The following is a 23,217-nucleotide window of genomic DNA, read 5'->3' on the forward strand; positions in this document are numbered from 1 at the left end:
CCATGAAAGTCCTCCTGATCGTATTGGCACTTTCCTTCTCTTTCCCTGTGGCAGCACAGGTCAATATTGCCCTGCTGCATCAGTTGGTAGAAGACTCCAAAAATGAACACGAAAAGCAATCCGAAGCGAAGGCCAATCAAGCAAGAAACACCATTAATGAAGAAGTGAATAGAAACCTGATGGGCCAGGTCAAGGAAAAATATCGGGCAGTTCAGGAGCGATTTGCTAAGCTTCAGCTATTGGTGGAAGCTGTTGGTCTTGCCGTGTCGGCAAATCCACTTTTAAGAGCTATCATTGACCATCAGGAGCAAATTGTTTTTTATTGCCAAAGTGATCCTTTGGTAATTCCCCTGGCATTAGAAACAGAAAAGCTATTCGTCAAGCATTCCTATTCCCTGATGAATTACCTGATAGGCTTAATGGCTTCTATTGGGGACCTCAATAAAATGAAGGTTTCCGATAGGCGCTTGTTATTGCAGCACGTTTTGCATGAGCTGAGGTCAATCAATAGACTCTCTCTGGCTACCTCTAAAAGTTTGGAGTCCTATATCCGTCAGAAATCAGGAGGGAATCCCTATCCCGAATTCCTTTTGGAAGGCTCAGAAACAGTAGATGAAATATTGAAAAACGCTCAACTGATAAAAAAATGAAACAACTTCTGATCTTCTTTCTTTTGGCTAATTCCTTTCCGCTGTCAGCTCAAACGGTGGTATTTGACCGTGAGCATTTTTTGATTGTAAACGAAAATGCTGCCATCAGAAATGTATCAGAAATTGGCTACCAGGAAAGCCTTACGAGAATTCAGGAAAATACCGATGACATTGGCTTGAATGTGTCCAGCCTTGCACTGGTAGAAACCATGATTTACCGGTCCTTGGGCCAGGTAAATGAAGGGCTGAAGGATGCCATTCAGGTAAAACAGATAGGGAAGACGTTGCAAAGAATCTATTCTTTAAGCGATGAAACCATGACCATTGCTTCTAAGAACCCTGTTCTACTCCTTTTTGCTGAAGCCTATATTCGCCAAGCAAAGGAAAGAAGTTTTTTACTGGTATCAGAGGTTTCGGCTTTTGTTCTGGCTGAAGGCAAAAATTTACTGATTAACCTCAATGTGAGGGATCAATTGTTGGTGAAAATCCAGAATGAAATTGACCTCATTGCCAGCTACCTTCTGGCAGTGAGAAATTCCATGTATTGGGCAAATATCAATGGTGTACTAAAAAGACTTAATCCTTACCAGGCAGATATCGATCAGAACCTAAATCTAGTCAACCAAATCCTTATCCATAAACAAAGCCTTCGATGAATAAGAAAAGAAAAATTAAAATATTAATCCTTGGACTATTCTTACTTAATATGACTATAGCTATAGCACAGACACCAATTCAGGACAAAGCGGTTGTTGCACAACAGGAAAGGATGGTATTCAAGCAATGGGATGAAGACCGTTTCCTTCCCGGTCCTAAGCGCTTTCTGGGTATTCCTACGAATTCCAATTGGTTTTTAACCTGGGCCTTGCATCCCGATTATCCCGATCTGGACAGAAGACCTCTTTCTACTTCCGGGGAGCAGACCCAAAGACTTGGATTGGCCGCTGCCATGAAAATCTCCTCAGATTATTACAAACAGCAAGCTGATACGGTTAAAAATATGGCACTTCGGGAGATAAAGCGCATATCCGGTGCCTTGTCAGGATCAGACCCATTGTACTTACTCTATTACAAAAATGAGCTCGCTCCGCTTGACAATATTGAAACCCATGCTTTCCAAAACAGTGCCACAGAGGTAAAGGAATATATGCTTCAAAATGGTGCATATGACTGGTACCTGGAAAGGATGAATAGTCTTGAAGAAAGGTACGGGTTTGCAAAAACGCAAGATATGGAAAGAGGGCAACGAATGCTTATGTACCACAGGATTTTATTGGATCTGAGGAAACTCCAAAGCAACTGGGAGTACAAATTGGCCCTATCACAGAAAATGCTGGCTTTCCGGAATAGCATGATAAAAAGGCAAAACAGCAAAGGACAATTATTGGAGCAAGCAGATCAAGAGGAAGAAATCCTTTCTGGAATTTTACAAAGAAGAATCATACTGCGATGAAAAAAACTGGAACCACACACATTTTTATCCTTTTGATGCTACCCATGGCACATGGCCAGGTACCCGTTCCCCCAGAAGAGTACAAGGAAGCCATTTCCTTTCTACAGGGAAATGGTGTATATGATCGAGGAGTCATGCGTTTTTTTGAAGGAATGCGCGATTATGCCTATTCTCATTTTGGACCATTTATACAGGATGCCCAGGCCCTGGCCTGCATTTTTATGCTGATTTTCTTTTCGATTAAATCTTATGAAATGATGGTGGGGGATAAGAAAATGGAAATCATGCCACTTTTGAGACCATTTGGCTTGTTGATGCTGACCATGTGGTGGGGCATGTTCTGTAGGATAATTGCTTTTCCCACCGACCTGATTTCCGCAAAAACAGAAGCCATGTTTTCTACCCAAAACGAACGGATCAATGCCTTAAGGCTGGACCGTGCGGTGTATATTATTCAGGTGGCTGACAAAATGGTTGAATACCAGGCAACCACTGAATTGGCATCCCAACAAGCCGAGGAAGCAGACAAAGGCCTGGGTACAGTGATGGTGGATGGGGTCAAAGGCTTTTTTACCGACAATGTATATGGCCCGCTGGTACAGATGAAAATTAGGATGCAGACCAATATGCAGCTATTGGTCACCCAGTTGCTGGAATTATTGGCCATCTGGATTTTAAGAATCTGTGTCTATTTTGTTTTTTTCATTCAAATCATCTATTCAACAATTCTGGTGATTTTGGGTCCCTTTTCATTGGCCGTAAGCGTGTTGCCGGCCTTTCGGGATGCCTTTACCACATGGATTGCCCGTTTTGTAGCAGTCAATCTGTATGTGGGCATTGCCTATCTGGTTTTATACGTGTGTGGGTTGATGCAGGAATATGCGTTTCTACAGGAAATTCAGAAATATGAAGCACTGCTGGATACCTCCGGTGGAGATGAAGTTTTGTCCAAATTGGCATGGATGGCAGGAAATGGCATTCTTTCCTTTGGCTTGGTCATCGTAAGTTTTTTGGTGGGAGCAATCGCTATCACCACAGTACCCTCCATCTCCACCTGGATCATCAGTACCTCGGGTGTTACCTCAGCTTCCGCCACTATGGGAAGGACGGGTTCCACTCTTAGCAGAACGGCTTCCCGGATGTCAGTTAGAGGGATTTTAGGAAAATAAATTTCAATACCATGATCATTAAAAACATAGAATCGAAAATTAAACTAGCTACTTATTTGTCCTTAGGGAGCTTTATTACTGCCGTTATAATCTGTATTGGAGTTTCATTTTTTGCTTACAAGCAAGTGTCCAATGCAAGGCAATCCATTTATATCCTGGACAACAATATCCCCATTCTGGCCAAACAGACAAATATGCAAATGAACAGGGCTGCCGAATACAGGGCAGCAGTGGACCTGTTTCACAGCCTGTTTTTCTCGCTGACTCCGGATGACAAACACATTGAATACCAAATGAAAAAGGCCATGTACCTGGCAGATGAATCAGGTGTGCTGCAATACAACAACCTGAAAGAAAGGGGCTATTTTAATTCCATTCTCAGTTCCAGTTCGGTACTGACCCTACAGACGGATTCCATTGCCCTGGAACCCAGCAATAAATTTACTTTCTATGGCAAGCAGAAAATCGAAAGGAGAAGTGCCACAATCACCAGGTCCCTGATTACAGAAGGGTATTTGATGGATATCCCAAGATCAGAAAACAACAGCCATGGAGTTTTGATCACCAATTGGAAAACACTGGAAAACAAAGACCTAAGCCATGTTTCGAAAAACACCTTCTAAGAATAAAACGCTCTTCACAGAAATAAGAAAGGAGTTCAGTACCCTGCATGATAGGGGAAGAAAACGCATCAGTAAAATATTGGATAAGTATCCCAAACAATGCTTTTCGGGGATGGTGTTCAGCCTTCTTGTTTCTGCTTTGCTCGCTTTTTTCATCCTGCCTTTTAATGGTTCTAAACAACCGGAACCACGCCAACTTATGGAGGAGGCTAAAGTACTGGGATCCGGAGTAGCTGATGAAGTTTCTGCGCTTTTTAAAATTGGTAATGAGGCAAAGAGAATAGGGCAGCTAAAGCATGAAGTAGAAAGAATAATTGCTCAGGAAAAAATTAATGTACAAGACAGCATTTTTCTTGAAAATGCCATTTCTGAACTTGAAAAGTATCAAAAATTAAACTCAAAAGACCATGAAGATTGACTTCAAACAACCAAAATATATCTTGCCGCTGATACTGTTGCCCTTTATGCTTTTGCTGAATTCTGGCATGCAGTCTTTTTATAGCGAAGAAGAAAAGGAAGATGACAGTGGAAAAGCAGACCTGCAGGAAAGTGTAGGAAAGGTTTCTGATCAGGTTCGAAACCGGGGTATCGATGGCAAACTCGATGCATTCAGGTCCAGATACAAAAGAGCGGATGGGTACACAGCCATCAAAAACATGAGGGTTGAAGTCGAACAGGAAGATGAAATCCTTTCCCAATACAATGAAGCAGAAAAAAGGATGCTGGATTCCATTGATTTGGCTTTAAAAAACACCCTTAACCAACCTGGTCCACAAATAGAAAGTAGACCAGCGTCTGATTTGGAAGTCAAAAAGAATCCTTCTGCCCAAACCGACGAAGATGAACTTATTCTTCAGGCAATTAATCAAATGGAAAGCCAACAGGATACCAAAGAGGAGCCAAGGTATGCCGATCCCATGGACCTTTTTCGGGCTCAAATGGCCCTTGTGGATTCCATCTCAAAAGCCAATGATCCAGCACTTCAAGTTGCTGAAACCGAAATTGAAAGGGAGACCCAAGTTCCCCAAAAACCCAGGCTAAAGGTTTCCAAGACCAGCCATACAGATAAACATTTCAATACCGTAAGGAAAGTTTCCCAAAGTTCTTTCATCCAGGCAATCGTTGATCAGGAAATCCGCAAAGGTACTTTGGGGGAAAGAATCAGGATCCGCTTACTGGAAGATATTCAGATCGGTGCAAGGGAACTTCCTAAAGGGACCTACCTCTATGCTTGGATCAGTGGCTATGAGGCACAACGAGTAAAATTGACTGTCAGCAGTGTGATGGTTGGAAATGAAATTTTACCCATTGCCTTAAATATCTATGATCAAGACGGCATGGAAGGGCTGTATGTACCTGCCAGTTCCTTTAGGGAATTTTCAAAAGACCTCGGAGGCAATGTTACAGGAGGGATGAACCTTCAGATGAATCAAGGAGCCTCTTCCATGAATCAAATGTACTTGTCCGCCCTTCAAAAAGTTTTTACCTCCAGTTCCCAGGCCATGTCCAAACGGATTCGGCAAAACAAGGCCAACTTAAAATATGGCACTGTCATCTATCTTATTGATCCGGAACAATTGAACCCGGACATTCTTTCAAACTAAAACCCATAATGATATGAAAAGATTAATCATAATAATGTGCCTTTGCAACCTATTGGGCTTTGCAACAATTGCCCAGGAAAATGGTGCTAACCATTCCCATTCCAATAGAGAAAAGTTATACATCCGAGAAAACATAACCCTCCATTTTAATTCTCCCGAACCGATACAGTATGTAGATATTTCCAGCGAAGGACTGGTGGGTGATTTGCCTTTGGACAATGTTTTCCGTATTAAAATGCAGGAAATCAGTGCAGCAGACAATATGGAATCTAAGCAGAATCTTGGAGTAGTGACCATTGTCGGCCAGAAGTTCATAGCCCAATATGAAGTGCAATATGCTTCAGGCAATCAGGATTTGCCCACATTGCTAGAAATCACCCCTGAAAACATGAGTCCTTTAGGTATTGGGCTGGTACCGCTTACTCAAAATGAATTGAGAGAGTTTTCTATGGATGCCTATAAGAGAAAAGAGGATGAAACTGGCCTTTACAATTCCCAATATGGCATCACTGGCAATGTCAACCATATCCATACCCTGGATGATTACATTTTTCTGGACATTACCTACACCAATGAAACCAATCTGAAATTTGATGTTGACCAGATCAGGTTTAGAGTAGAAGACAAAAAAATAGCTAAGGCTACCAATGTACAGTCCATAGAAATGGAGCCTGTATTTACCCTTTTTGAAAAGGAAAACTTCAAACGGAAGTATCGAAACATTTATGTGTTGGAAAAATTTTCCTTTCCCAATAACAAGGTGCTTTCCATAGAACTAACCGAAAAACAATTGTCCGGAAGAAATTTGATACTTGAAATCGATTATTTCGACCTACTGAGTGCAGACACTTTATAGGAATTCCTTTAACAGTGTGATTAGTATCTATTAGAGGTCTGATCAAAAGTAGATTGTAAATGAGGAATCGCCAGATAGGGTAGAACTGCATGCCCTTCAATTCCTTAATCTACTTCCTATAAACCAGGTGCATTTTAGCTCCCTTAATACGGTTTTGGGATTTATAAAAGTGAATGAAATTGGGGACTGAAATCAGACATTGCCTATCAACAAGGCGCAACGGGCCATTGTGATGTTAGTTTATGTTATCTAAAAACCTGAAATAAATGGAACAGAAAAGACAATTGGAAAAGCTCCATGGATTGATCCAGTTTATGGTCTACAGCATGGTTTTCCTTGAAATATTTCTCTTTATCTATAGCCATAAGTTGCTGTTGGAGGAAGGAGTGGGCAGCCAGCTTGTGCCCCTTGTAGATAAATTGATGAATTTACCTATTTATCAAAATCTTCTTTACAGTAAATTGGCCATTTTATTGGTCCTCTTTTTGGCAGCCATTGGTACCCTTTCAAAAAAGGAATTGAATCTAAATCCCAAGAAGCAAATTGTATTTCCTATGATTTTAGGGTTTGGTTTTTTCTTTGGCTCACTGTTTTTCTATTCCATTGAAACCAAAGCCATAATCTTACCTTATACCAGCTGGCCTGATCTAGCCTTTGGCATTTCATCCCTGCTGGGAGCGGTATTGATCCATACCTCTTTAGACAATGTTTCCAAACTGATCAAGAGTGGACTGGGAAAAGATGAATGGAACATTGAAGGTGAGTCTTTTATGCAGGAGAAGGAAAAAATTAATACGCCCTACTCGGTCAATATACCCATGCAGTTTTATTATAAAAAGCGGATTCGGAATGGTTGGATCAATATTGTCAATCCTTTCAGAGGTACCCTGCTGATTGGAACCCCTGGAAGTGGTAAGTCATACAGTGTGGTAAATCCTTTCATCCGACAAATGATAGCCAAAGGCTATACCATGTGTCTTTATGACTTTAAATTTCCGGATTTGGGGCAGATTGCTTATCATCATTATTTATTGGCCAAACAGAATGGAAAAATCCAAAACCATAGATTTTTGGTAGTGAATATGGATCAGGTAGAGTATTCTAAGCGGATCAATCCTCTGAAACCTGAATACCTCCAAACTCTGGCGGATGCTTCAGAGACTGCAGAAGCCATTGTAGAATCCCTACAGAAAACGGAATCTTCCGGTGGTTCAGATAAATTTTTCACCCAATCCGCTGTCAATTTCTTGGCCTCAGCCATTTATTTTGTTTCAAGGCATCAAGAAGGTAAATACTCAACTTTTGCACACCTCCTTGCTTTTTTAAATAGGACTTATGAAGAAATATTTACCTGTTTATCGACATTACCGGAACTGGAATCTTTGCTGAGTCCATTTCGAAGTGCCCTGGAGAAAAGAGCCTTTGAGCAATTGGAAGGTCAGGTGGGTACTTTGAAAATCTTTATCTCCAGATTGAATACTAAAGAAACAGCTTGGGTGTTTTCCGGAGATGATTTTGATCTGAAAATTTCAGATCCCAAATCTCCGGCCATATTGGTGCTGGCCAACAGTCCATCCACCCAAAACATCAATTCCACTTGTTATTCTGTGATTGTAAACCGACTGACACGCCTGATCAATACCAAAGGCAATTTGCCTGTAGCCATTGTGGCAGATGAAGCACCAACCCTTTATATCCATCGGGTGGAGAATTTGATTTCTACCGCCAGAAGCAATAAGGTAGCTGTGTTATTGGGTTTGCAAGAACTTCCTCAGCTGAAGCAACTTCAGGGCAAGGATACCGCCACCACCATGACAGCCGTAATCGGCAATGTGTTGAGCGGATCAGTGCGGAACAAGGAAACGCTGGAATGGCTTGAACGGATGTTTGGAAAACGAAAACAACTGGGAGAAAGTGTTTCTATTGACCGTACCAAAACATCCATTTCATTGAGTGAAAAATACGATCCCCTGATCCCAGCAGGAAAAATTGCCGGTATGCAGACAGGAGAGCTGGTGGGGCTATTGGCGGCTGATGCCGGTAAATTCAATGGCAGCTATAAAACCTCCAATATTCACTGCAGGGCTAATCTTGACCCTCAGGAAATAAAACACGAGGAAAGAAATTACCGACCCATTCCGAAATGCTATGACTTTAATGGAAAAAAAGAACAAGTGTTGACCCAGAATTTTATGCGGGTCAGGGAAGAAGTAGAGAACATTATCGATTACTATACCGCATCTGTTTAAGTAAATTAAACTATATAAAATATACCTATTATGAAATCAAAAGAAGGAAAAACAATGCAGTCTTTAATGAGAAAACTGGACCGCCTTGAGTCAGAAAAGCAAGTTGAATTGACTCATGAGGAGGCCCGATTGTATCAGGTTGATTCACAGGATGAACTTCCCTTGGAAGACCACCTTGAACCCGCTAATCCTCTCGATAATGGCAGCTGAAACCAAAAAAATGCACGAAGCTGTGGCAGAGAAAATCATTGCCCTACTGAAAGAAGGAACGGCTCCCTGGCAGCTACCTTGGGAAAAATCGACAGCAGCATTTGATAAGCCGCAAAATGCAGTCACCGATAAAGCCTATAGAGGTTTAAACGCTTTATACCTTCAACTTTTTTCTCCCTTTGAAGATCCCCGATGGGCTACCTTCAAACAAGCCCAGTCTCAGGGTTGGCAGGTACAAAAGGGAGCAAAAGGAATGGCCATCAACTTTGTCAAAACCCATCAGTATTATCCAAAAAAAGATGAGCAGGGCAAACAGGTATTGGATGAAAACGGGAAGCCTGTCAAGGTACGTAGGACATTGAATCCTCCCTTGGTTACCAAAGCCTGGGTTTTTAACGCCGAACAGATCAAGGGGGTCCCACCGATAGCAAAAAGCCAGAAGATTAGTCAATGGGAAAAACTGAACAGGGTAGAAGGTCTGGTAAAAAACACCGGTGCCAGCATTGCACATGTCCATGGAAATAGCGCCTATTATTCCCCTCTGGGGGATAATATTAGAATGCCCGAAAAGACACAGTTTAAATCTTCCGACAGGTATTATGCCACGCTTCTACATGAGCTGGGTCATTGGACAGGGCATAAGAACCGGTTGGATCGGAGTATTATGAACAGTTTTGGTACACAAGAATACGCTAGAGAGGAACTAAGAGCTGAAATCGCCAGTATGATGTTGGGATCCGAGCTGCAGATTGGTCATGATCCTGGACAACACTTGGCCTATGTGGACAGCTGGATTAAAATCCTTACCGAGAAACCCTTTGAAATCCATCAGGCAGCTTCAGATTCCCAAAAGATCATGGATTACCTGATGACCTTCGATAGAAAAAAAGAATTGAAGCAGGTTGCTTCGAAAAGCTCCACATCGGATGCTGAGCCTGTCGAAGTACCCGATGTGGAGCGGATACCAGAATTGTCCCACCAACCGGAAGTTAAATATCAAAAACAAGAAATGGAAACCACTTTAAAATTTGGAAGATGATGAAGGAAAAAACATTACCTATGAATGACCTGAAAATATTTGGGATTTATAAAGATGGAAAATTTACCATTCCTAAAGAACAGGTACAAGCGTTGCAGGAAGGTAAAATGACGGATGTAGTAGCGCTGAAAAACCTAAAAGGAAAAGATATACAAATAGACAACCTTCCAGCCAGGCTCTCCATAGTAAGAGGAGATGATGGAAATCCTTCTTTAAGAATAGATCCGGTGTACAAGTCCCCCAATTCTCATCCACAACTCTCTACAGAGGAAAAGGAGCGACTTATCAAGGCAGAGATTGCCAATATTCGTAAAAACTATGTAGACAAAAATGGGAATGTAAGGACGGAAATCATTGCTTATGATAAAGATACCAAGCAGTTTATGAGCTATGATCCCAGGGCGGTAAAGGCACCTGAAGCCATTAACGATCAGAAACTGACTTCAGAGCAAAAACGGAAATACAAGGAGGGGGAAATGGTGGAATTGCCTGATGGTACCCAATTCCAGTTTTCCACTACCGATCGAAAAGGCATACGCTCCAACCGGAATGGCTTGGTATTGTCTGTCCTATTGGATGGAGGCTTATCCTATTTATTGTTTACCGGAATAGGCAGGATGTTGGGTAAAAAAAGTGGTGAGGAACAATCCTATTCAAAGGGTTATCAGGATGCACTCCAAAAGGTACAAAAGCAAATGGAGCGAAGAATTGCGCTAAACCCCAATGACAAAGATGCTTTAAAAGACCTAAACAATGTCCGGGAAGAAGTATCAAAAGTTGGAACCCAACAGCCTAAATATCAAAATAGGAGTGTTGATGAAGTAAAACGCTTTAACTCCATAGATACAGAAGAAGGCCGGAATCCAAATAAGAAATCAGAAGACGATGAACACCGACAGAGAAAGATTTGAGCTTTTGGAAAGCCTTTGGGTGAGTAGGGAAGTACAGCAGCTATTTTCGGAAGTTTTGAGGGAAGATGAAAAAGGCAGGTTGATTGCAGATTACCTTAACGAACATGGAGATGTAGTGGATCATGAAGTTCTTGCTGTGCTTAAACACAAACTGTCCTCCAGAGGTATCCTTTATTTCTCACCAGCAGAGCCTGTAAACGTCAGGACACTGTATATTTCTAATGGGCTTATGCCTTTGATTTTTCTGGTACAAAGAAAAATGGGACGTGTGAATTTCGATTATGCTGCATTTCTGGCCATGGGAGCAAAGATGGAAAAAAGGCTACTTTTAAAAGGCGTTGAACAGTTTCCAAAAGGAGAAAAAATTTATACTGTATTTGGTCATTCCCTATTAGGTAGGGTTAGGGACTGTAAGGTTCAACATTGGTTGAAAGGGGAGGATTGCCTTTTTACGATTGCAGACAATAGAATAGTTGCATCCTTTAAAGGGAAGAATTATTGTATGCCAGTAGGGGAGTTTTCATTAAGAAATCATTGCAGGCAGGTAGGGCAGAGACAAACCGTAAGTACTTGTAAACCTTTTGATAAAAATATTGATAATTTTTATTTGTTTTGTTATTTTTAAGATTACAAATACGATATTATTCTAATTTAAATAGGGTTAAAATTTTAAATTAAAATACGCATTTAACATTGCCTTATCTTTTTGAATAAGAATAGCCAAACTAACCAACTATTATGAGAAGATTAAAGACACTCTTTTTTTATGCCTTCATTTTTTTAGCCATCTCTTGCAACAATGAGCCTGATGAGGCACCCTTAATTGAAAAAACAGCCCGGATTGAAATTGATTTTGAAGGAAGTGTGGAACAGTACCTTATTAATTTCGGAGTCCACTCCCTCTACCAGAGACAAAGCGATTTTGTCAAAGCAACCATCATTCAACCAGGTGACCTTGAATGGACCCAAGTCATCGATGAGGCCAATACCTTTAACCTTTCCACTTCCACCAACTTTAGCGAGCTTGTAATTGAATCAGAAGAGCCCGTTCACACCTTCGGGTTTAATTTTAATGTAGTCCACACCGGAGATATTCCCGCTGAAGACTTCGAGAATTTAAAAGCTACTATTAAGGTTTTTGGAGACAATGCCGAAGTTCAGACCTTTCAATATACCGCTAGACCGGTAGGGGAGGTCTCGGAGGTTTTGAGTGAGGTGGTGAGGTTTTGAGAAAAAAATTATTTTGGAGATTTAAAGGGAATGATATTAAAGGTATTATACTGAATTACTAGTCCAGAATACAGATTATTTTCAATGCAAAAAACTGCGCCAAAAATGGTGTAAGAAATTTACCCTTATTCAATTAAAATTATTACTGTTAATGAAAAGAGATTTGGAGTTAATAAAAAAGATTCTGCTCTGGCTGGAGGAGGACGACGACCCATTCAACCCCAAAAACACTGTTTTTTCGAAAAATGTTGAAAAGGAAGAATTCTACTACCACTTAAAATTATTGTGGCAAGGAGAGTTGGTAGAGGCAAAAGTGATTAACAATAATTCAGGAGAATACTATTTTCCAACGGCTTTAACCTGGGAAGGCCATGAATTTTTAGAGCAATAAAAAATGATTCCGCATGGGCAAAGTTGAAGAAGAACGTAATATCCAAAGGCAGGGATTTCCCATTTTCCGTGATGAAGGAGGTATTGTTTTCCTGGATAAAAGTAGAGTTAATGTGGATTTTTTTTAAAATGTGAAGAGCTACTCTATCTTAAATTCGACATCATCCGGTAAGAAGGAGAAAAATTTGTTCCCCTCTTATCCTAATTTTTACGTGCTAAAGACACAAAGGTGTCAATCAATGACTCACCAAAGTTATGGGCTATTTTTTCACATGCATCTGGTTTGACTGTCTGAAATGTTCCAAGGAACTACGGCATAATAGGAGGGGAGAGACAGAGATTTTTTATTCCGTTCCTCCTTGTGCTTAGTGAAAAACTCCCCATGAAATGGGCTTATCATTCATTTAGCCCTCCAGCGCCAGGAGATTTAAAGTCGGTAAGCACATTATGAAACGTTTTAATCTATTATCAGAACCCACAGAGATGCTTTATAACCAAGGTAAATCTGCCATGACAGACTACCATATCATCGCTGCTATAGCCAATATTCAAGTAGACAAAGCTCGGGAGATCCTTGCCCTGGCAAACAATAAACTATCGGAATTAGCCAAGTGGGATATGGAAAGATGGCTGAAAATAGAAGGGATAGGATATGCCAAGGCCACAGCTATGGTAACTTCATTTGAATTGGGAAGAAGAAGGATGTTTGAACAACCGGATAAAAAAATCAAAATCAATTGTTCCCAGGATGTTTACAAATGTATGAAACCTTTCCTTTATGACGAAGTAGTGGAACACTTTTACATCGTATTGCTAAACCGAAACAATCAGGTACTTAAACTCCATAAAATCAGCACAGGAAGTACCAGCGCTACCCTAGCAGATCCAAAGTTGATTTTCAAAAAAGCACTGGATCACTTGGCCGCAGGAATCATCCTTGTACACAATCACCCCTCCGGAAATCTTAGACCTTCCGAAGCAGATAAGAGGTTAACCAAAAGGTTGACCGAAGCTGGAAACAGTTTGGAAATGCCAGTCCTGGATCATTTGATTTTTACAGATGGAACCTATCTTAGTTTTGCGGATGAAGGCCTGTTATAGGCCTTTATTCATTAGGTTTTACTAATGGGGAATTATCAACCTATTGTTGATGGTTCCCCATTTACTTTTTCTTTGAACCTTACATAAAATCAATTGTGTGAATAAGCAGTCTTCCGAATACCACCAATAGGATAGGAGTAAAGCTTAATACAATGGCTTTCGAAAACTTTGTGTTGAAATAGAAGTAAAGAGATACCAATCCAATTGCGGTAACTGCATGTAAGATTCCGATCAAAAATGCCAAACCGTTATCCTGGTGAAGGTAAAAAACAATTTGTTGGGGTAGGGCAAATGACAAAAACCCGATAATATATCCCCAGGTAAAGGATTTGGTTTTGTGTGGTACAAGAGCTTCCCCACATAGTGGACATTTAAAAGTATGATCATTTTTTACTATTAGGAGCATCCGAAAAGGTAGTTTTTCTTTACAATGGGGGCAGGTAAACGATTCTTTTTTCTCCATAATGCTCAAATAGTATTGAATTAAAAGATTAGAACAATAGTGTGTATTGCAATTGAATACAATTGTTTCAATTTTCTAAACAAAAGTATAGAAATAGCACCTATTTTCAAAACGCTTATTTAAAGTTTAGCAACAAAAGTATCGACTGTCTAAATTAGTATATAAAAAAACGATACTTTCATGACAGATTTGGGCTTGTATTTAGCCAAACGGACAGTAAACAAAGCTGAGGTTTCCCGACGCACAGGCATTAGCAAATCCCGCTTAACTCAGCTAACTTCCAATGACTCCGCCAAACTTCGTGCAGATGAACTTTACCTGATAGCTCTGGCAATCAATGCAGATCCGGGTGAGATGTTTAAGGAGTTGTATGAGGGATTGGGGTTAAGAGGGAAGGTCGATATATAGAGTAGCATTTCTTTAAAAGTGTATGAAAGGTTTTTTGGAAAATTAACCGCTCAATTTGTCCCCTACATTTATCAGGAATTTCTCATTTTAAACCCTAGCCCTATTTTACCTAAAATTGTAAAAAAACCACTATTTCAATCCTATGTTGGAAATTACAAAGTTAAAAATATTTGCTTAAAGATTTAACTACTATATAAATTAAAAAATTATATTTGAATCAATATGCAAGACCGAACTATAACTGACATTGGAAAATTAGAATTCCTGAGAAATAAAGACTTAAAGCCTTATGAGCTTTTCACACAGGAACCATATCCTAATAAAGTGTGTAAGATGCTATTGATTGAATTTCAGCAGAAGGAAGAAAAAATATTTTTTAAAGGTATTGATGTACAAAATGTGAATGAGCAAAACTATTCCAAGTATGCTTACCGAAAAGGTTCAGCTCGTGGAGGTGATATTACCTTCACAACAAAATTTGGTGATTTAGATAAAAAATTAAACACACTTATAAATACTCAGTTTCCTAATTTAATTGAACTATCAGAAAAGGAAGAACCAGAGAAGGTGTACTTTTTCAAAGACTGGATGAATTCGTTTATTGAGAATTACGATCGACTCAAAGATGAATTACAAATAACATATGACAATCAAGAGAAAAAAGATAAGCTCAATAGCGCATTTACTTTAACCATGGATATTGATGGTGAAAGAAGACTGCTGTCCGATTTTAAATCTGTTCAGCAACTAATTTCCCAAAATGGAATAGAAGGAAATTACAAAAAATATGGAGTAACTTCTAAAGGTGAAAATTCCGAATGTAGCGTATGTCATAAACCTAAACCGGAAATTTATGGTTTTGGCTCCCCCTTTAAATATAGTACAGTAGATAAAACGGGAACAGTTAGTGGGTTCTTTAACCAGAAGAATAACTGGAAAAATTACCCAATTTGTGAAAATTGTGCTATTGGAATGGAATTAGGTAAAAATTACATTACAAAATACCTCACAAGGTATTTTTTTGGAAAAAGTTTTTATTTAATTCCAAAAGCTGTTTTTCCAAATGACACCGAAGCTCTGAGTGATGCTTTGAGCCTATTTAGTGAAGTTGATTATCAAATAAAAAATAGTGAATTTATTTCCTCCTCTGAGGATTTTTTAATGGAAAGAATTGGTGAAATCAACAACAATGTATTTACATTAAATCTTCTTTTTTTTGAAGAAAATCCTACCACAAAAGCGATTAAAATAAAGATGATGCTCGAAGAAATTCCTCCCTCGCGGTTTAGAAAATTATTTATAGAAGTTCCTAAAATAATAAATAGGAATCCACTTTTTAAGGATATCGATTACCACTACAAGAAAAAACAGAAACAAGATTTGCGATTTAGTTTTAGATTAATCAAACAATTTTTTGAGGATAACTTTTATGAAATGACCTATAAGATATTTATGGGTAGAAAAATAAATGAAAAGGAGCTAAATAAACGATTTATGAAAGTTATCCGTGCAAATTATATTAAAAAGGTAAATAATGAGGGTTTTGTGGAAAATGGGGATTTATTGATTGCTAAGTGCTTTCTACTTCAAAGCTATTTTGCTGAACTCAATTTAATCAATTATGAAAACTAAATATTAGAACTATGGTAACCGAAGAAGAAAAAGAAGAAATCAGTAAAAAAGTTTCCTTTGAGTTTGAAAAACTAAAAAGTTTTATTTCAGAAAACGAGGACTTTGTAAAACGAGATGCATCTTCCGGTATTTTTAGCCTTGGTGTTCTTGTGCATTTGGTGTTCAGTATGCAACAGGCGAATCTAGGAAGTACACCATTTGAAAAAAAGCTTAAGGGATTGCATATTACATCGAGAGATGTTGAGCGGATTTATACAGAAGCAATAGAAAAGGTAAATCAATATTCCTATCAAAATACTTACAAGGATCTTCGCGAGTTTATTGCGGAAAAGCTAAGGACTAATAAAAAAGAAATCACAAAAATGTCTAATCAGGAAATCTCATTCAATTTTGTATGCGGACTTGAATTAGGAAGAAAATTTAAATCATAATAACCAACCAAAAATAATTGTAATGGAAGAAATTAAAAATCGTTCAGAAATCTTATTCTTATATGAAATAGAAAATGCAAATCCCAATGGAGATCCTTTAAATGAAAATCGTCCTCGATTTGATAATGAAGAAAACAAAGTTCTTGTTTCAGATGTACGTTTAAAGAGAACAATTAGGGATTATTGGTTTGAATATAAAGGATTCAATGGTTTTAGTGGCAAAGATATTTTTGTTAGAGAAACAAAGTATTCTGATGGTAAAGAGGAATTTATCTCGTCTGGTTCAAGAAGGGCAGAATTGTTTAAAGAAAGTAGTGATAAAGTGTTAGAAACTTGTATAGACGTACGTGTTTTTGGAGGTGTTTTGCCAATTAAAAAAGATACTTTTACTTATACTGGCCCAGTTCAGTTTCAAATGGGTAAATCTTTGCATCAAACAGAAATTATTACGGAACAGGGAACAGGCGCTTTTGCTTCTGGGGATAAAAAGAAACAAACTACTTTCAGGACAGAATATAAAATTCCCTATGCACTTATTGGTTTTAATGGAATTGTGAATGAAAAATCTGCACAATACACTAAAATGACAGAGGAAGATCGGAAATTATTACTGGAAGGTATTTGGAACGGAACAAAGAATCTAATATCTCGCTCAAAATTTGGCCAAAATCCTTTACTGCTTTTTACTGTGAATTATAAGGAACCGTACTACATAGGTGGATTAAGGCAACGTTTGAAAATCAATTCAGAAAAAAGTGATTTACAAATAAGGAATACAGAAGATTATAAAATAGATCTTACAGGTTTGCTTAAAGAAATTAAAGTGCAATCAGATAAAATTACTTCAGTAGAAGTTCAGGTTGATAGTCGATTAGAATTTTTAAATGAAGGCGAATCTTATACTTTAGAAAATAAAACATACACTGTAAATGATTTCTAAAACGGCACTCATATTCGATATTTCCGGGGAATATGGACATTTTAGAAAATTCAATACCACAACTTCTCCTTTAACCTATAGTATTCCAACAACTTCCGCCATTTATGGACTTTTAGGAGCAGTTTTGGGTATAGAACGAGAAGATTCTCACAATAAAATTAGAGAAAAAAAAGAGCATTTGAGAGAAGTTTTCTCCAGTAAAAATGCTTCAGTCGCAGTTAGACCACTTTCAGAAATAAAGAAAGTCAATATTGGTTTTAATCTTTTAGACACAGGCTCCTACCAATCGTTCTTTAATGTGACGAACAGAACTCAAATCGAGTATGAACTTTTAAAAGATCCAAAGTTTAGAATTTATTTGCGCTGGGAACATCAATTAAAAGATGAACTGATTGAACGCTTAAAAATTAAGCGCTATCACTTTAACCCATATTTGGGAATTAGTCAAATGACTGCCAATATAGATTTTGTAGCAGAAAGGGAATTAAGTAAAATTTCTGAAGGGGATTATGTTGAATTTAATTCCGCTATTAATTTATCAGAGATGCAAACCGAAAAAGCTCCAATTGATATTAATCTTATTAAAGAAAGGACTTTTCAGGTGGAAACTTTCCCGCTGGATATGCAAATTGACAGAACAATTAAGCGCTATGGAGAAATTCTAATAGAGATGAATGGAAATAACCTTAGGGCAATACCTACTAAAAATTCCTTTACCATCGAAAATGAAGGAAATATTCAATTCCTATGAAAACTATTGAGTCGCATCCGGGAATTCCATTGATTAATCATCTAAAAGAAGTTGCAAAAAACTGCTTAGGAATTGCCAATGCAAATACCACAAACTTTGGTTTTGATAAAAAGGTCAAAGCCGATTTGCTTTTCATTTGCGGCTTCTATCACGATTTAGGGAAGGCTACTTCTTATTTTCAATATTATCTACATAATCCGGATAAGCCTCATAATAGTTTAAAAAACCATGCTCTTCCTTCAGCGGTATTTGTGCTTTATGTTGCCAAGCAATACTTAAAAGAAAGCGGTCTTACTAAAGACCAACAGTTTTTGCTAAGTGTAATTTGTTTTATTGTGGTAAGAAGACATCACGGTAATTTGGGAGACTTCAAAAATGAAATGGATATTAATCATTTTAAAGAAGATTTAGAGAAACAATATAACTCTATAGACAAAGACGTTATTCAAAAAATCATCCAGGTAGGGAATGAAATACTTGAAACTCCTATTAACTGGGATAATTTCGTCAATTGGTTTGAAAATAATGGATTCAGTAAAGAAACACGTTTTGAATTCATCGAATTTTATACACTCAATTTTCAGAAAAAATGGGAAATTCCTAAAAAATCCGAGGCCTATTATCTTTTCTTATGGATGTTTGGAGCCTTATTGTTCTCAGATAAGTCCGATGTTATTTTGGCTGGAAAATTTCCAGAAATTCAAAAACTCGATTTAAACTATTTAACTGCATTCCGCAAAGATAAGGGCTTTAATAAGCCTTCGACGACTATTAATAACCTTAAAAATGATGCTTATTTTTCAGTCATAGCATCTTTAGAAAATAAATTTGAAGCTTCCAATCATTTTTATTCCATTACGCTACCTACGGGTTTGGGGAAAACACTCACCTCTCTTGGAGCTGCTTTAAAATTAAAAGAATTAGCAAAACTAAAAGAAGGAAAAATTATTATAGCCATTCCATTTACTAGCATAATCGACCAAAATTATGAAGTTTATCGGGAGGTTTTCAATGACCCTGATAACTCATTACTTTTAAAGCATCATCATTTAGCCGAACCCAAATATAAAGAAACCGAAGATGCTGTCCGTGATTCTGAAGAAAGTCAGTTTTTAATAGAAACATGGCAAAGTTCTGTTGTGGTGACAACATTTGTACAACTATTGGAATGCCTAATAACCAATAACAAAACCAAGCTACTTAAATTTTCCGCATTATCCAATTCCGTGATAATTCTTGATGAAGTTCAACAAATCCCACATCCCCTTTGGGAAGTTATACGTCAGGCTTTTTTCTCAATTGCAGAACATCTGAATTGTTACATTATACTCATGTCTGCAACACAGCCACTAATTTTTAAACCAGGAGAAGAAATCACTGAATTGGTAGATGATCATCAAAAATATTTTTCATTTTTCAATCGAACAAGGCTAGTTAATAAAACTAAAGAATCTATTTCATTAGATGAGTTTATTGAAATTGTAATTGGATATTGTCTGGATAATCCTAAAAAGGATGTATTAATTATTTTGAATACAAAAAAAACCACACTGGAAACCTATCGGAATATTTATAGCAGTTTTAATAGTGAAAAAAATGAGGTTTTTTACTTAACTACTTTAATTACTCCTTTTGAGAGGAAGAAGATTATTGATAAAATAAAGTCACAGAGTAATGGTAAACGGCAAATCATTGTAAGCACACAGCTCGTTGAAGCAGGTGTAGATATTTCCGTTAACATAGTTTTTAGGGTACTTGCTCCGTTGGATTCTATTATTCAAGCAGCTGGAAGGGCTAATAGATATGATGAAAAGGGAGAAGTAAGCGAGGTATACCTTTATAAAATTGAGGAATTGGAAAAAGTAACCGGATTTATTTATGGTTCTGATTTAATAAAAAAGACTGAAAATGTTTTAATAGGATTTGAAACAATTGAAGAGAAGGAATACTTACAATTAATTCAGAACTATTTTGAACAAGTAAAAGATCTTTCTGTCTATTCAGAAAACAATTATCTCAAAAGCTTACTAGCTTTAAATTTTGAAGAAACTGGTGGTTTTCAACTGATTGAAGACACAAAAACAGAATCAATTTTTATTAGTTTAAATGAAAACGCAAGAAGAGTATGGAGAAAGTTTTTGGAAATTAAAGAAAATGATCTGTTAAATATATATGAGAAGAAAAAAGAATTTACTACAATAAAATCTGAATTTTATGACTACGTGATTAACATAAGCGTACCTTTCCAAGAAAATAATATTGGTCTTCCATTAGAACCAAATTACGGATTTTATTATATAGATTTAGAAGATCAACCTAAACCCATATATAATAGTAATCCTGATTTCAGCCCAAACAAAGAAGGATATGTTTTTGAAAATATTAATGTTCTAATATTTTAATACCACTTTGAATTAAGAAAAGTAATTATGGCAATGATCTCAACCTTTCAAAATGTATCGATATGTCGCATCCAATTCCCTGAAATCAAACTACTTAACAGGGATGCGCATAAGCTACGTGGTTATTTTGGAAATTTATTTAAAGAACATTCACCACTACTTCATAACCATTTTGCGGACGGAAGCTTGAGGTATAGGTATCCATCCGTTCAATACAAAGTCCTTGCTGGTATTCCTACGCTCATTGGTATTGGTGAAGGGGCTTCTCTATTGCCAACCCTATTCTTAGAAATCAAAGAGTTAAAATTGGATGGCATCCAATATGCTATTAATAGTAAAAATATAAAGCATAATCAAGAGCAAATTGGATTCTCTGAAGAACTCCAAACCTATCGCTTCGAAACCTTATGGATGGCTTTAAATCAAGATAATTATAAAATATTTATTCAGCTGGAAAATGATTTGGAGAAGAAAAAAATGCTGAACAGTATCCTTGTTGGGCATGTCCTAAGTCTGTTTAGCAACGCAGGGATAATTTTAAACGCGAACCAACGGTTAATGGCTATGACAACCTTACAAGAAAAATCAACTCAGTTTAAAGGACAAACCATGTTAGCATTTATAGGTGAATTTGTGATTAATGCCGATATTCCAGATGGGTTGGGATTGGGAAAATCAGTTTCCAGGGGTTTCGGAACTGTGAAAAAATTATAAGGCATGCAAGTTTTCATTAATACTTTCGGTACATATCTCCATGTCAAAGACGATATGTTTGAGATTAAAGTAAAGGAAGATAAAACCAAGCCAGCCAAAATCAGTCATATTGCAGCACATAAAATCACCTCTTTTATAATTTCCAAAGGGTCTGCGATTACTACGGATGCTATTGCCTTGGCACTGCGCCATAATATTGATATTGTTGTGGTAGAAAGAGATGGCCATCCAATGGGGAGGTTTTGGCATAGTAAATTGGGAAGTACTACAAAAATCCGAAAACGCCAATTACAAGTGTCCATGGATGAAGAGGGGCTAAAATTTGTTAAGGGCTGGCTCATAACCAAACTTGAGAATCAAACTGATTTTTTAAACGATCTAAAAAAGAACCGGCCAGCTCTTCAAGAAAAACTAGAACAACGGGTTTGCTCAATCCTAGAACTACGAACCAAAATAGGTAAAGTAGAGGGTGGTTCTGTAAATGCTGTTGCAGATAGTATTAGAGGATGGGAAGGTTCGGCAGGGAGGCATTATTTTGAAGCGCTTTCGCTTTGTATACCGGCTACATTTTCTTTTAAAGGCAGGAGTTTTCGGCCTGCCAAAGATCCATTTAATGCCATGCTCAACTATGCCTACGGTATACTCTATAGCCGTGTAGAGCGAGGGTTGATGTTAGCAGGGCTTGATCCCTATGTAGGTTTTATGCATAGGGATGATTACAATACCAAAAGTCTCGTATTTGATTGCATTGAACCCTATCGCATCTATGCTGAACGCTTTGTTTTTCGATTATTTTCAGGAAAAAAGATTAAAAAGTCATTTTTTGATGAATTTAAGGGGGCTGTTTCATTGAATACAGAAGGTAAAGCGTTTTTTGTCAGTCCATATCTTGAATATTTAGACAGCGAAAGGATCAGATATGCCGGAAAAAACCAGACTCGAATGAATGCCTTGCAAATGGAAGCGCATAAATTTGCAAATTTGTTAATTGAAAAAAGTAATGAAAATTAATCTGATATGATTGTTTGGGTACTTTATGACATAAAGAATGACAAGGTAAGAACCAAGGTCTCTAAAATCTGCAAGCATACTGGACTCTATAGGGTGCAGTATTCCTGCTTTTTAGGAACTTTAAATAAAAATGAAAAAGACAGCCTTCAGCTGGAAATTGAATCTATGCTGGATCTGGATATTGATAAAGTATATATTTTCAATATGAGCAAAGATGAATTGAAAAGTTGTGCTATGCTAGGACAGGCATTTGATGAAAAATTGATCAGTGATGAAGTAAAATCCTTATTTTTCTAATGTATAGTTTCTATCCTTCTCAAGTAATAGAGTATTTGTATTGTGCACGATTCACCTATTTTGAATATGTTTTGAGGATTCCCCAATTTGAGGATAAATTTCATAAAGTACAGCGAGGTCGAAATGTTCATCAAGAGAAACTAGAACAAAACAAATCCTACCTAAGAAAAAAAATAGGAGCTGTTGAAAAATGGCCGGATCAATACTTAAGTATAGAAGGATTGAGAGGGAAAGTTGATGAGGTATTGTTGTTGGAGGATGGAAGTTATGCACCACTTGATTATAAGTTTGCAGAATGGAAAGAGCGTCTTTATGATACATATCGCCAACAATTAATTTGCTATGCAGTCTTGATCGAGGACAATTTTGGAGGGGAAGTAAAAAAGGGATTTCTTGTTTATATCAGATCGTCGAATAAGCTTATAAAAGTTGATATAAATGAAAAAGCAAAAGAAGAAATTAAAGAGAGTATGGCGGCAATGGCAGAAATTATTAGTAAAAATTTTTTTCCAAAAGCGACGAAATTCAAGCAGCGATGCTTAAATTGTACCTATAGAAACATCTGTATTCAATGATCTGGTAACGAATTTATTTTCAAGATGTAGAAATAGTTGTGTAGTATATTGATAAACAAATGGTTACAGATGCGGAAAATAAGGTAAAATGATGGTTATAATGTTCTT

The 23,217-nt window shown here is 37.5% G+C and carries 28 protein-coding genes; 26 read left to right on the plus strand and 2 right to left on the minus strand.

All coding sequences use genetic code 11. The features are described from left to right. The first annotated feature begins 2 nt into the window (after positions 1-2). From Q4534_RS06455 to Q4534_RS06525, 15 genes are all read left to right on the plus strand, one after another. Positions 3-650, plus strand: a complete 648-nt coding sequence (locus Q4534_RS06455) for a hypothetical protein (protein ID WP_303612343.1) — start codon at positions 3-5, stop codon at positions 648-650. Further along, the gene (locus tag Q4534_RS06460; RefSeq protein ID WP_303612344.1) at positions 647-1,306 is read left to right on the plus strand and encodes a hypothetical protein; all 660 of its coding nucleotides are present in this window, start codon (positions 647-649) and stop codon (positions 1,304-1,306) included. The genes Q4534_RS06455 and Q4534_RS06460 overlap by 4 nt, the downstream gene beginning before the upstream one ends. Then, a complete protein-coding gene (locus tag Q4534_RS06465; RefSeq protein ID WP_303612345.1) occupies positions 1,303-2,103 on the plus strand; it encodes a hypothetical protein in 801 nt (266 codons plus the stop codon). The genes Q4534_RS06460 and Q4534_RS06465 overlap by 4 nt, the downstream gene beginning before the upstream one ends. Further along, complete coding sequence (locus tag Q4534_RS06470) at positions 2,100-3,272, plus strand: plasmid transfer protein (RefSeq protein WP_303612346.1); 1,173 nt, start codon at positions 2,100-2,102, stop codon at positions 3,270-3,272. The genes Q4534_RS06465 and Q4534_RS06470 overlap by 4 nt, the downstream gene beginning before the upstream one ends. A gap of 11 nt (positions 3,273-3,283) precedes the next feature. Next, positions 3,284-3,895: a conjugative transposon protein TraK gene (gene traK / locus Q4534_RS06475; protein WP_303612347.1), complete on the plus strand. Its 612-nt coding sequence runs from the start codon at positions 3,284-3,286 to the stop codon at positions 3,893-3,895. After that, a complete protein-coding gene (locus Q4534_RS06480; protein WP_303612348.1) occupies positions 3,873-4,313 on the plus strand; it encodes a hypothetical protein in 441 nt (146 codons plus the stop codon). Before traK ends, Q4534_RS06480 begins: the two co-directional genes overlap by 23 nt. Continuing rightward, a complete protein-coding gene (locus tag Q4534_RS06485) occupies positions 4,303-5,499 on the plus strand; it encodes a conjugative transposon protein TraM (RefSeq protein ID WP_303612349.1) in 1,197 nt (398 codons plus the stop codon). Before Q4534_RS06480 ends, Q4534_RS06485 begins: the two co-directional genes overlap by 11 nt. 13 nt (positions 5,500-5,512) lie before the next feature. Continuing rightward, positions 5,513-6,355, plus strand: coding sequence for a conjugative transposon protein TraN (gene traN, locus Q4534_RS06490; RefSeq protein WP_303612350.1), 843 nt, complete (start codon positions 5,513-5,515; stop codon positions 6,353-6,355). Positions 6,356-6,621: 266 nt separating this feature from the next. Next, positions 6,622-8,604 (plus strand): type IV secretion system DNA-binding domain-containing protein, encoded by a 1,983-nt coding sequence (locus tag Q4534_RS06495; RefSeq protein WP_303612351.1) that lies wholly within the window; start codon positions 6,622-6,624, stop codon positions 8,602-8,604. A 30-nt stretch (positions 8,605-8,634) separates the two neighbouring features. Further along, the gene (locus Q4534_RS06500) at positions 8,635-8,814 is read left to right on the plus strand and encodes a hypothetical protein (protein ID WP_303612352.1); all 180 of its coding nucleotides are present in this window, start codon (positions 8,635-8,637) and stop codon (positions 8,812-8,814) included. Further along, on the plus strand, positions 8,804-9,853 hold the full coding sequence (locus Q4534_RS06505) for an ArdC family protein (RefSeq protein WP_303612353.1): 1,050 nt from the start codon (positions 8,804-8,806) through the stop codon (positions 9,851-9,853). The genes Q4534_RS06500 and Q4534_RS06505 overlap by 11 nt, the downstream gene beginning before the upstream one ends. Then, positions 9,850-10,764: a DUF4099 domain-containing protein gene (locus Q4534_RS06510; RefSeq protein WP_157466773.1), complete on the plus strand. Its 915-nt coding sequence runs from the start codon at positions 9,850-9,852 to the stop codon at positions 10,762-10,764. Before Q4534_RS06505 ends, Q4534_RS06510 begins: the two co-directional genes overlap by 4 nt. Beyond that, positions 10,739-11,389: a hypothetical protein gene (locus tag Q4534_RS06515; protein ID WP_014021300.1), complete on the plus strand. Its 651-nt coding sequence runs from the start codon at positions 10,739-10,741 to the stop codon at positions 11,387-11,389. Before Q4534_RS06510 ends, Q4534_RS06515 begins: the two co-directional genes overlap by 26 nt. Before the next feature lie 113 nt (positions 11,390-11,502). Beyond that, on the plus strand, positions 11,503-11,994 hold the full coding sequence (locus tag Q4534_RS06520) for a hypothetical protein (protein WP_303612354.1): 492 nt from the start codon (positions 11,503-11,505) through the stop codon (positions 11,992-11,994). A 151-nt stretch (positions 11,995-12,145) separates the two neighbouring features. After that, positions 12,146-12,385, plus strand: coding sequence for a DUF2513 domain-containing protein (locus tag Q4534_RS06525; protein WP_303612355.1), 240 nt, complete (start codon positions 12,146-12,148; stop codon positions 12,383-12,385). 267 nt (positions 12,386-12,652) lie between these two features. Here the strand turns inward: Q4534_RS06525 and Q4534_RS06530 are convergent, their stop codons facing one another. Continuing rightward, positions 12,653-12,784, minus strand: coding sequence for a hypothetical protein (locus Q4534_RS06530; protein ID WP_303612356.1), 132 nt, complete (start codon positions 12,782-12,784; stop codon positions 12,653-12,655). A gap of 47 nt (positions 12,785-12,831) precedes the next feature. Between Q4534_RS06530 and Q4534_RS06535 the strand changes: the two genes are divergently transcribed. Continuing rightward, complete coding sequence (locus Q4534_RS06535; protein WP_303612357.1) at positions 12,832-13,485, plus strand: RadC family protein; 654 nt, start codon at positions 12,832-12,834, stop codon at positions 13,483-13,485. A gap of 79 nt (positions 13,486-13,564) precedes the next feature. Here the strand turns inward: Q4534_RS06535 and Q4534_RS06540 are convergent, their stop codons facing one another. After that, complete coding sequence (locus Q4534_RS06540) at positions 13,565-13,891, minus strand: hypothetical protein (protein WP_303612358.1); 327 nt, start codon at positions 13,889-13,891, stop codon at positions 13,565-13,567. A gap of 237 nt (positions 13,892-14,128) precedes the next feature. On the opposite strand from Q4534_RS06540, the gene Q4534_RS06545 reads away from it, so the two are divergent. The 10 genes from Q4534_RS06545 to cas4 all read left to right on the plus strand — a co-directional run bounded on the left by Q4534_RS06545 (position 14,129) and on the right by cas4 (position 23,109). Continuing rightward, positions 14,129-14,356, plus strand: a complete 228-nt coding sequence (locus Q4534_RS06545) for a helix-turn-helix transcriptional regulator (RefSeq protein ID WP_303612359.1) — start codon at positions 14,129-14,131, stop codon at positions 14,354-14,356. A 222-nt stretch (positions 14,357-14,578) separates the two neighbouring features. Continuing rightward, positions 14,579-15,988: a TM1802 family CRISPR-associated protein gene (locus Q4534_RS06550; RefSeq protein ID WP_303612360.1), complete on the plus strand. Its 1,410-nt coding sequence runs from the start codon at positions 14,579-14,581 to the stop codon at positions 15,986-15,988. 11 nt (positions 15,989-15,999) lie between these two features. Next, positions 16,000-16,419, plus strand: coding sequence for a TM1802 family CRISPR-associated protein (locus tag Q4534_RS06555; RefSeq protein WP_303612361.1), 420 nt, complete (start codon positions 16,000-16,002; stop codon positions 16,417-16,419). 22 nt (positions 16,420-16,441) lie between these two features. After that, positions 16,442-17,359, plus strand: a complete 918-nt coding sequence (cas7b, locus tag Q4534_RS06560; RefSeq protein ID WP_303612362.1) for a type I-B CRISPR-associated protein Cas7/Csh2 — start codon at positions 16,442-16,444, stop codon at positions 17,357-17,359. Further along, positions 17,349-18,110: a type I-B CRISPR-associated protein Cas5b gene (cas5b, locus tag Q4534_RS06565; RefSeq protein ID WP_303612363.1), complete on the plus strand. Its 762-nt coding sequence runs from the start codon at positions 17,349-17,351 to the stop codon at positions 18,108-18,110. The genes cas7b and cas5b overlap by 11 nt, the downstream gene beginning before the upstream one ends. Next, positions 18,107-20,512 (plus strand): CRISPR-associated helicase Cas3', encoded by a 2,406-nt coding sequence (gene cas3 / locus Q4534_RS06570; RefSeq protein WP_303612364.1) that lies wholly within the window; start codon positions 18,107-18,109, stop codon positions 20,510-20,512. The genes cas5b and cas3 overlap by 4 nt, the downstream gene beginning before the upstream one ends. A 27-nt stretch (positions 20,513-20,539) precedes the next feature. After that, positions 20,540-21,226 carry a CRISPR-associated endonuclease Cas6 gene (locus tag Q4534_RS06575; RefSeq protein WP_303612365.1) on the plus strand — a complete coding sequence of 229 codons (687 nt, stop codon included), beginning with the start codon at positions 20,540-20,542 and terminating at the stop codon, positions 21,224-21,226. A gap of 3 nt (positions 21,227-21,229) precedes the next feature. Further along, positions 21,230-22,237, plus strand: coding sequence for a CRISPR-associated endonuclease Cas1 (gene cas1, locus Q4534_RS06580; protein ID WP_303612366.1), 1,008 nt, complete (start codon positions 21,230-21,232; stop codon positions 22,235-22,237). A gap of 6 nt (positions 22,238-22,243) precedes the next feature. Next, positions 22,244-22,534 carry a CRISPR-associated endonuclease Cas2 gene (gene cas2 / locus Q4534_RS06585; protein WP_303612367.1) on the plus strand — a complete coding sequence of 97 codons (291 nt, stop codon included), beginning with the start codon at positions 22,244-22,246 and terminating at the stop codon, positions 22,532-22,534. Continuing rightward, positions 22,534-23,109, plus strand: a complete 576-nt coding sequence (gene cas4, locus Q4534_RS06590) for a CRISPR-associated protein Cas4 (RefSeq protein WP_303612368.1) — start codon at positions 22,534-22,536, stop codon at positions 23,107-23,109. Before cas2 ends, cas4 begins: the two co-directional genes overlap by 1 nt. The last annotated feature ends 108 nt before the right edge of the window (positions 23,110-23,217 follow it).

This window comes from Cyclobacterium sp. 1_MG-2023 (assembly GCF_030546805.1).
Classification (GTDB): Bacteria; Bacteroidota; Bacteroidia; order Cytophagales; family Cyclobacteriaceae; genus Cyclobacterium.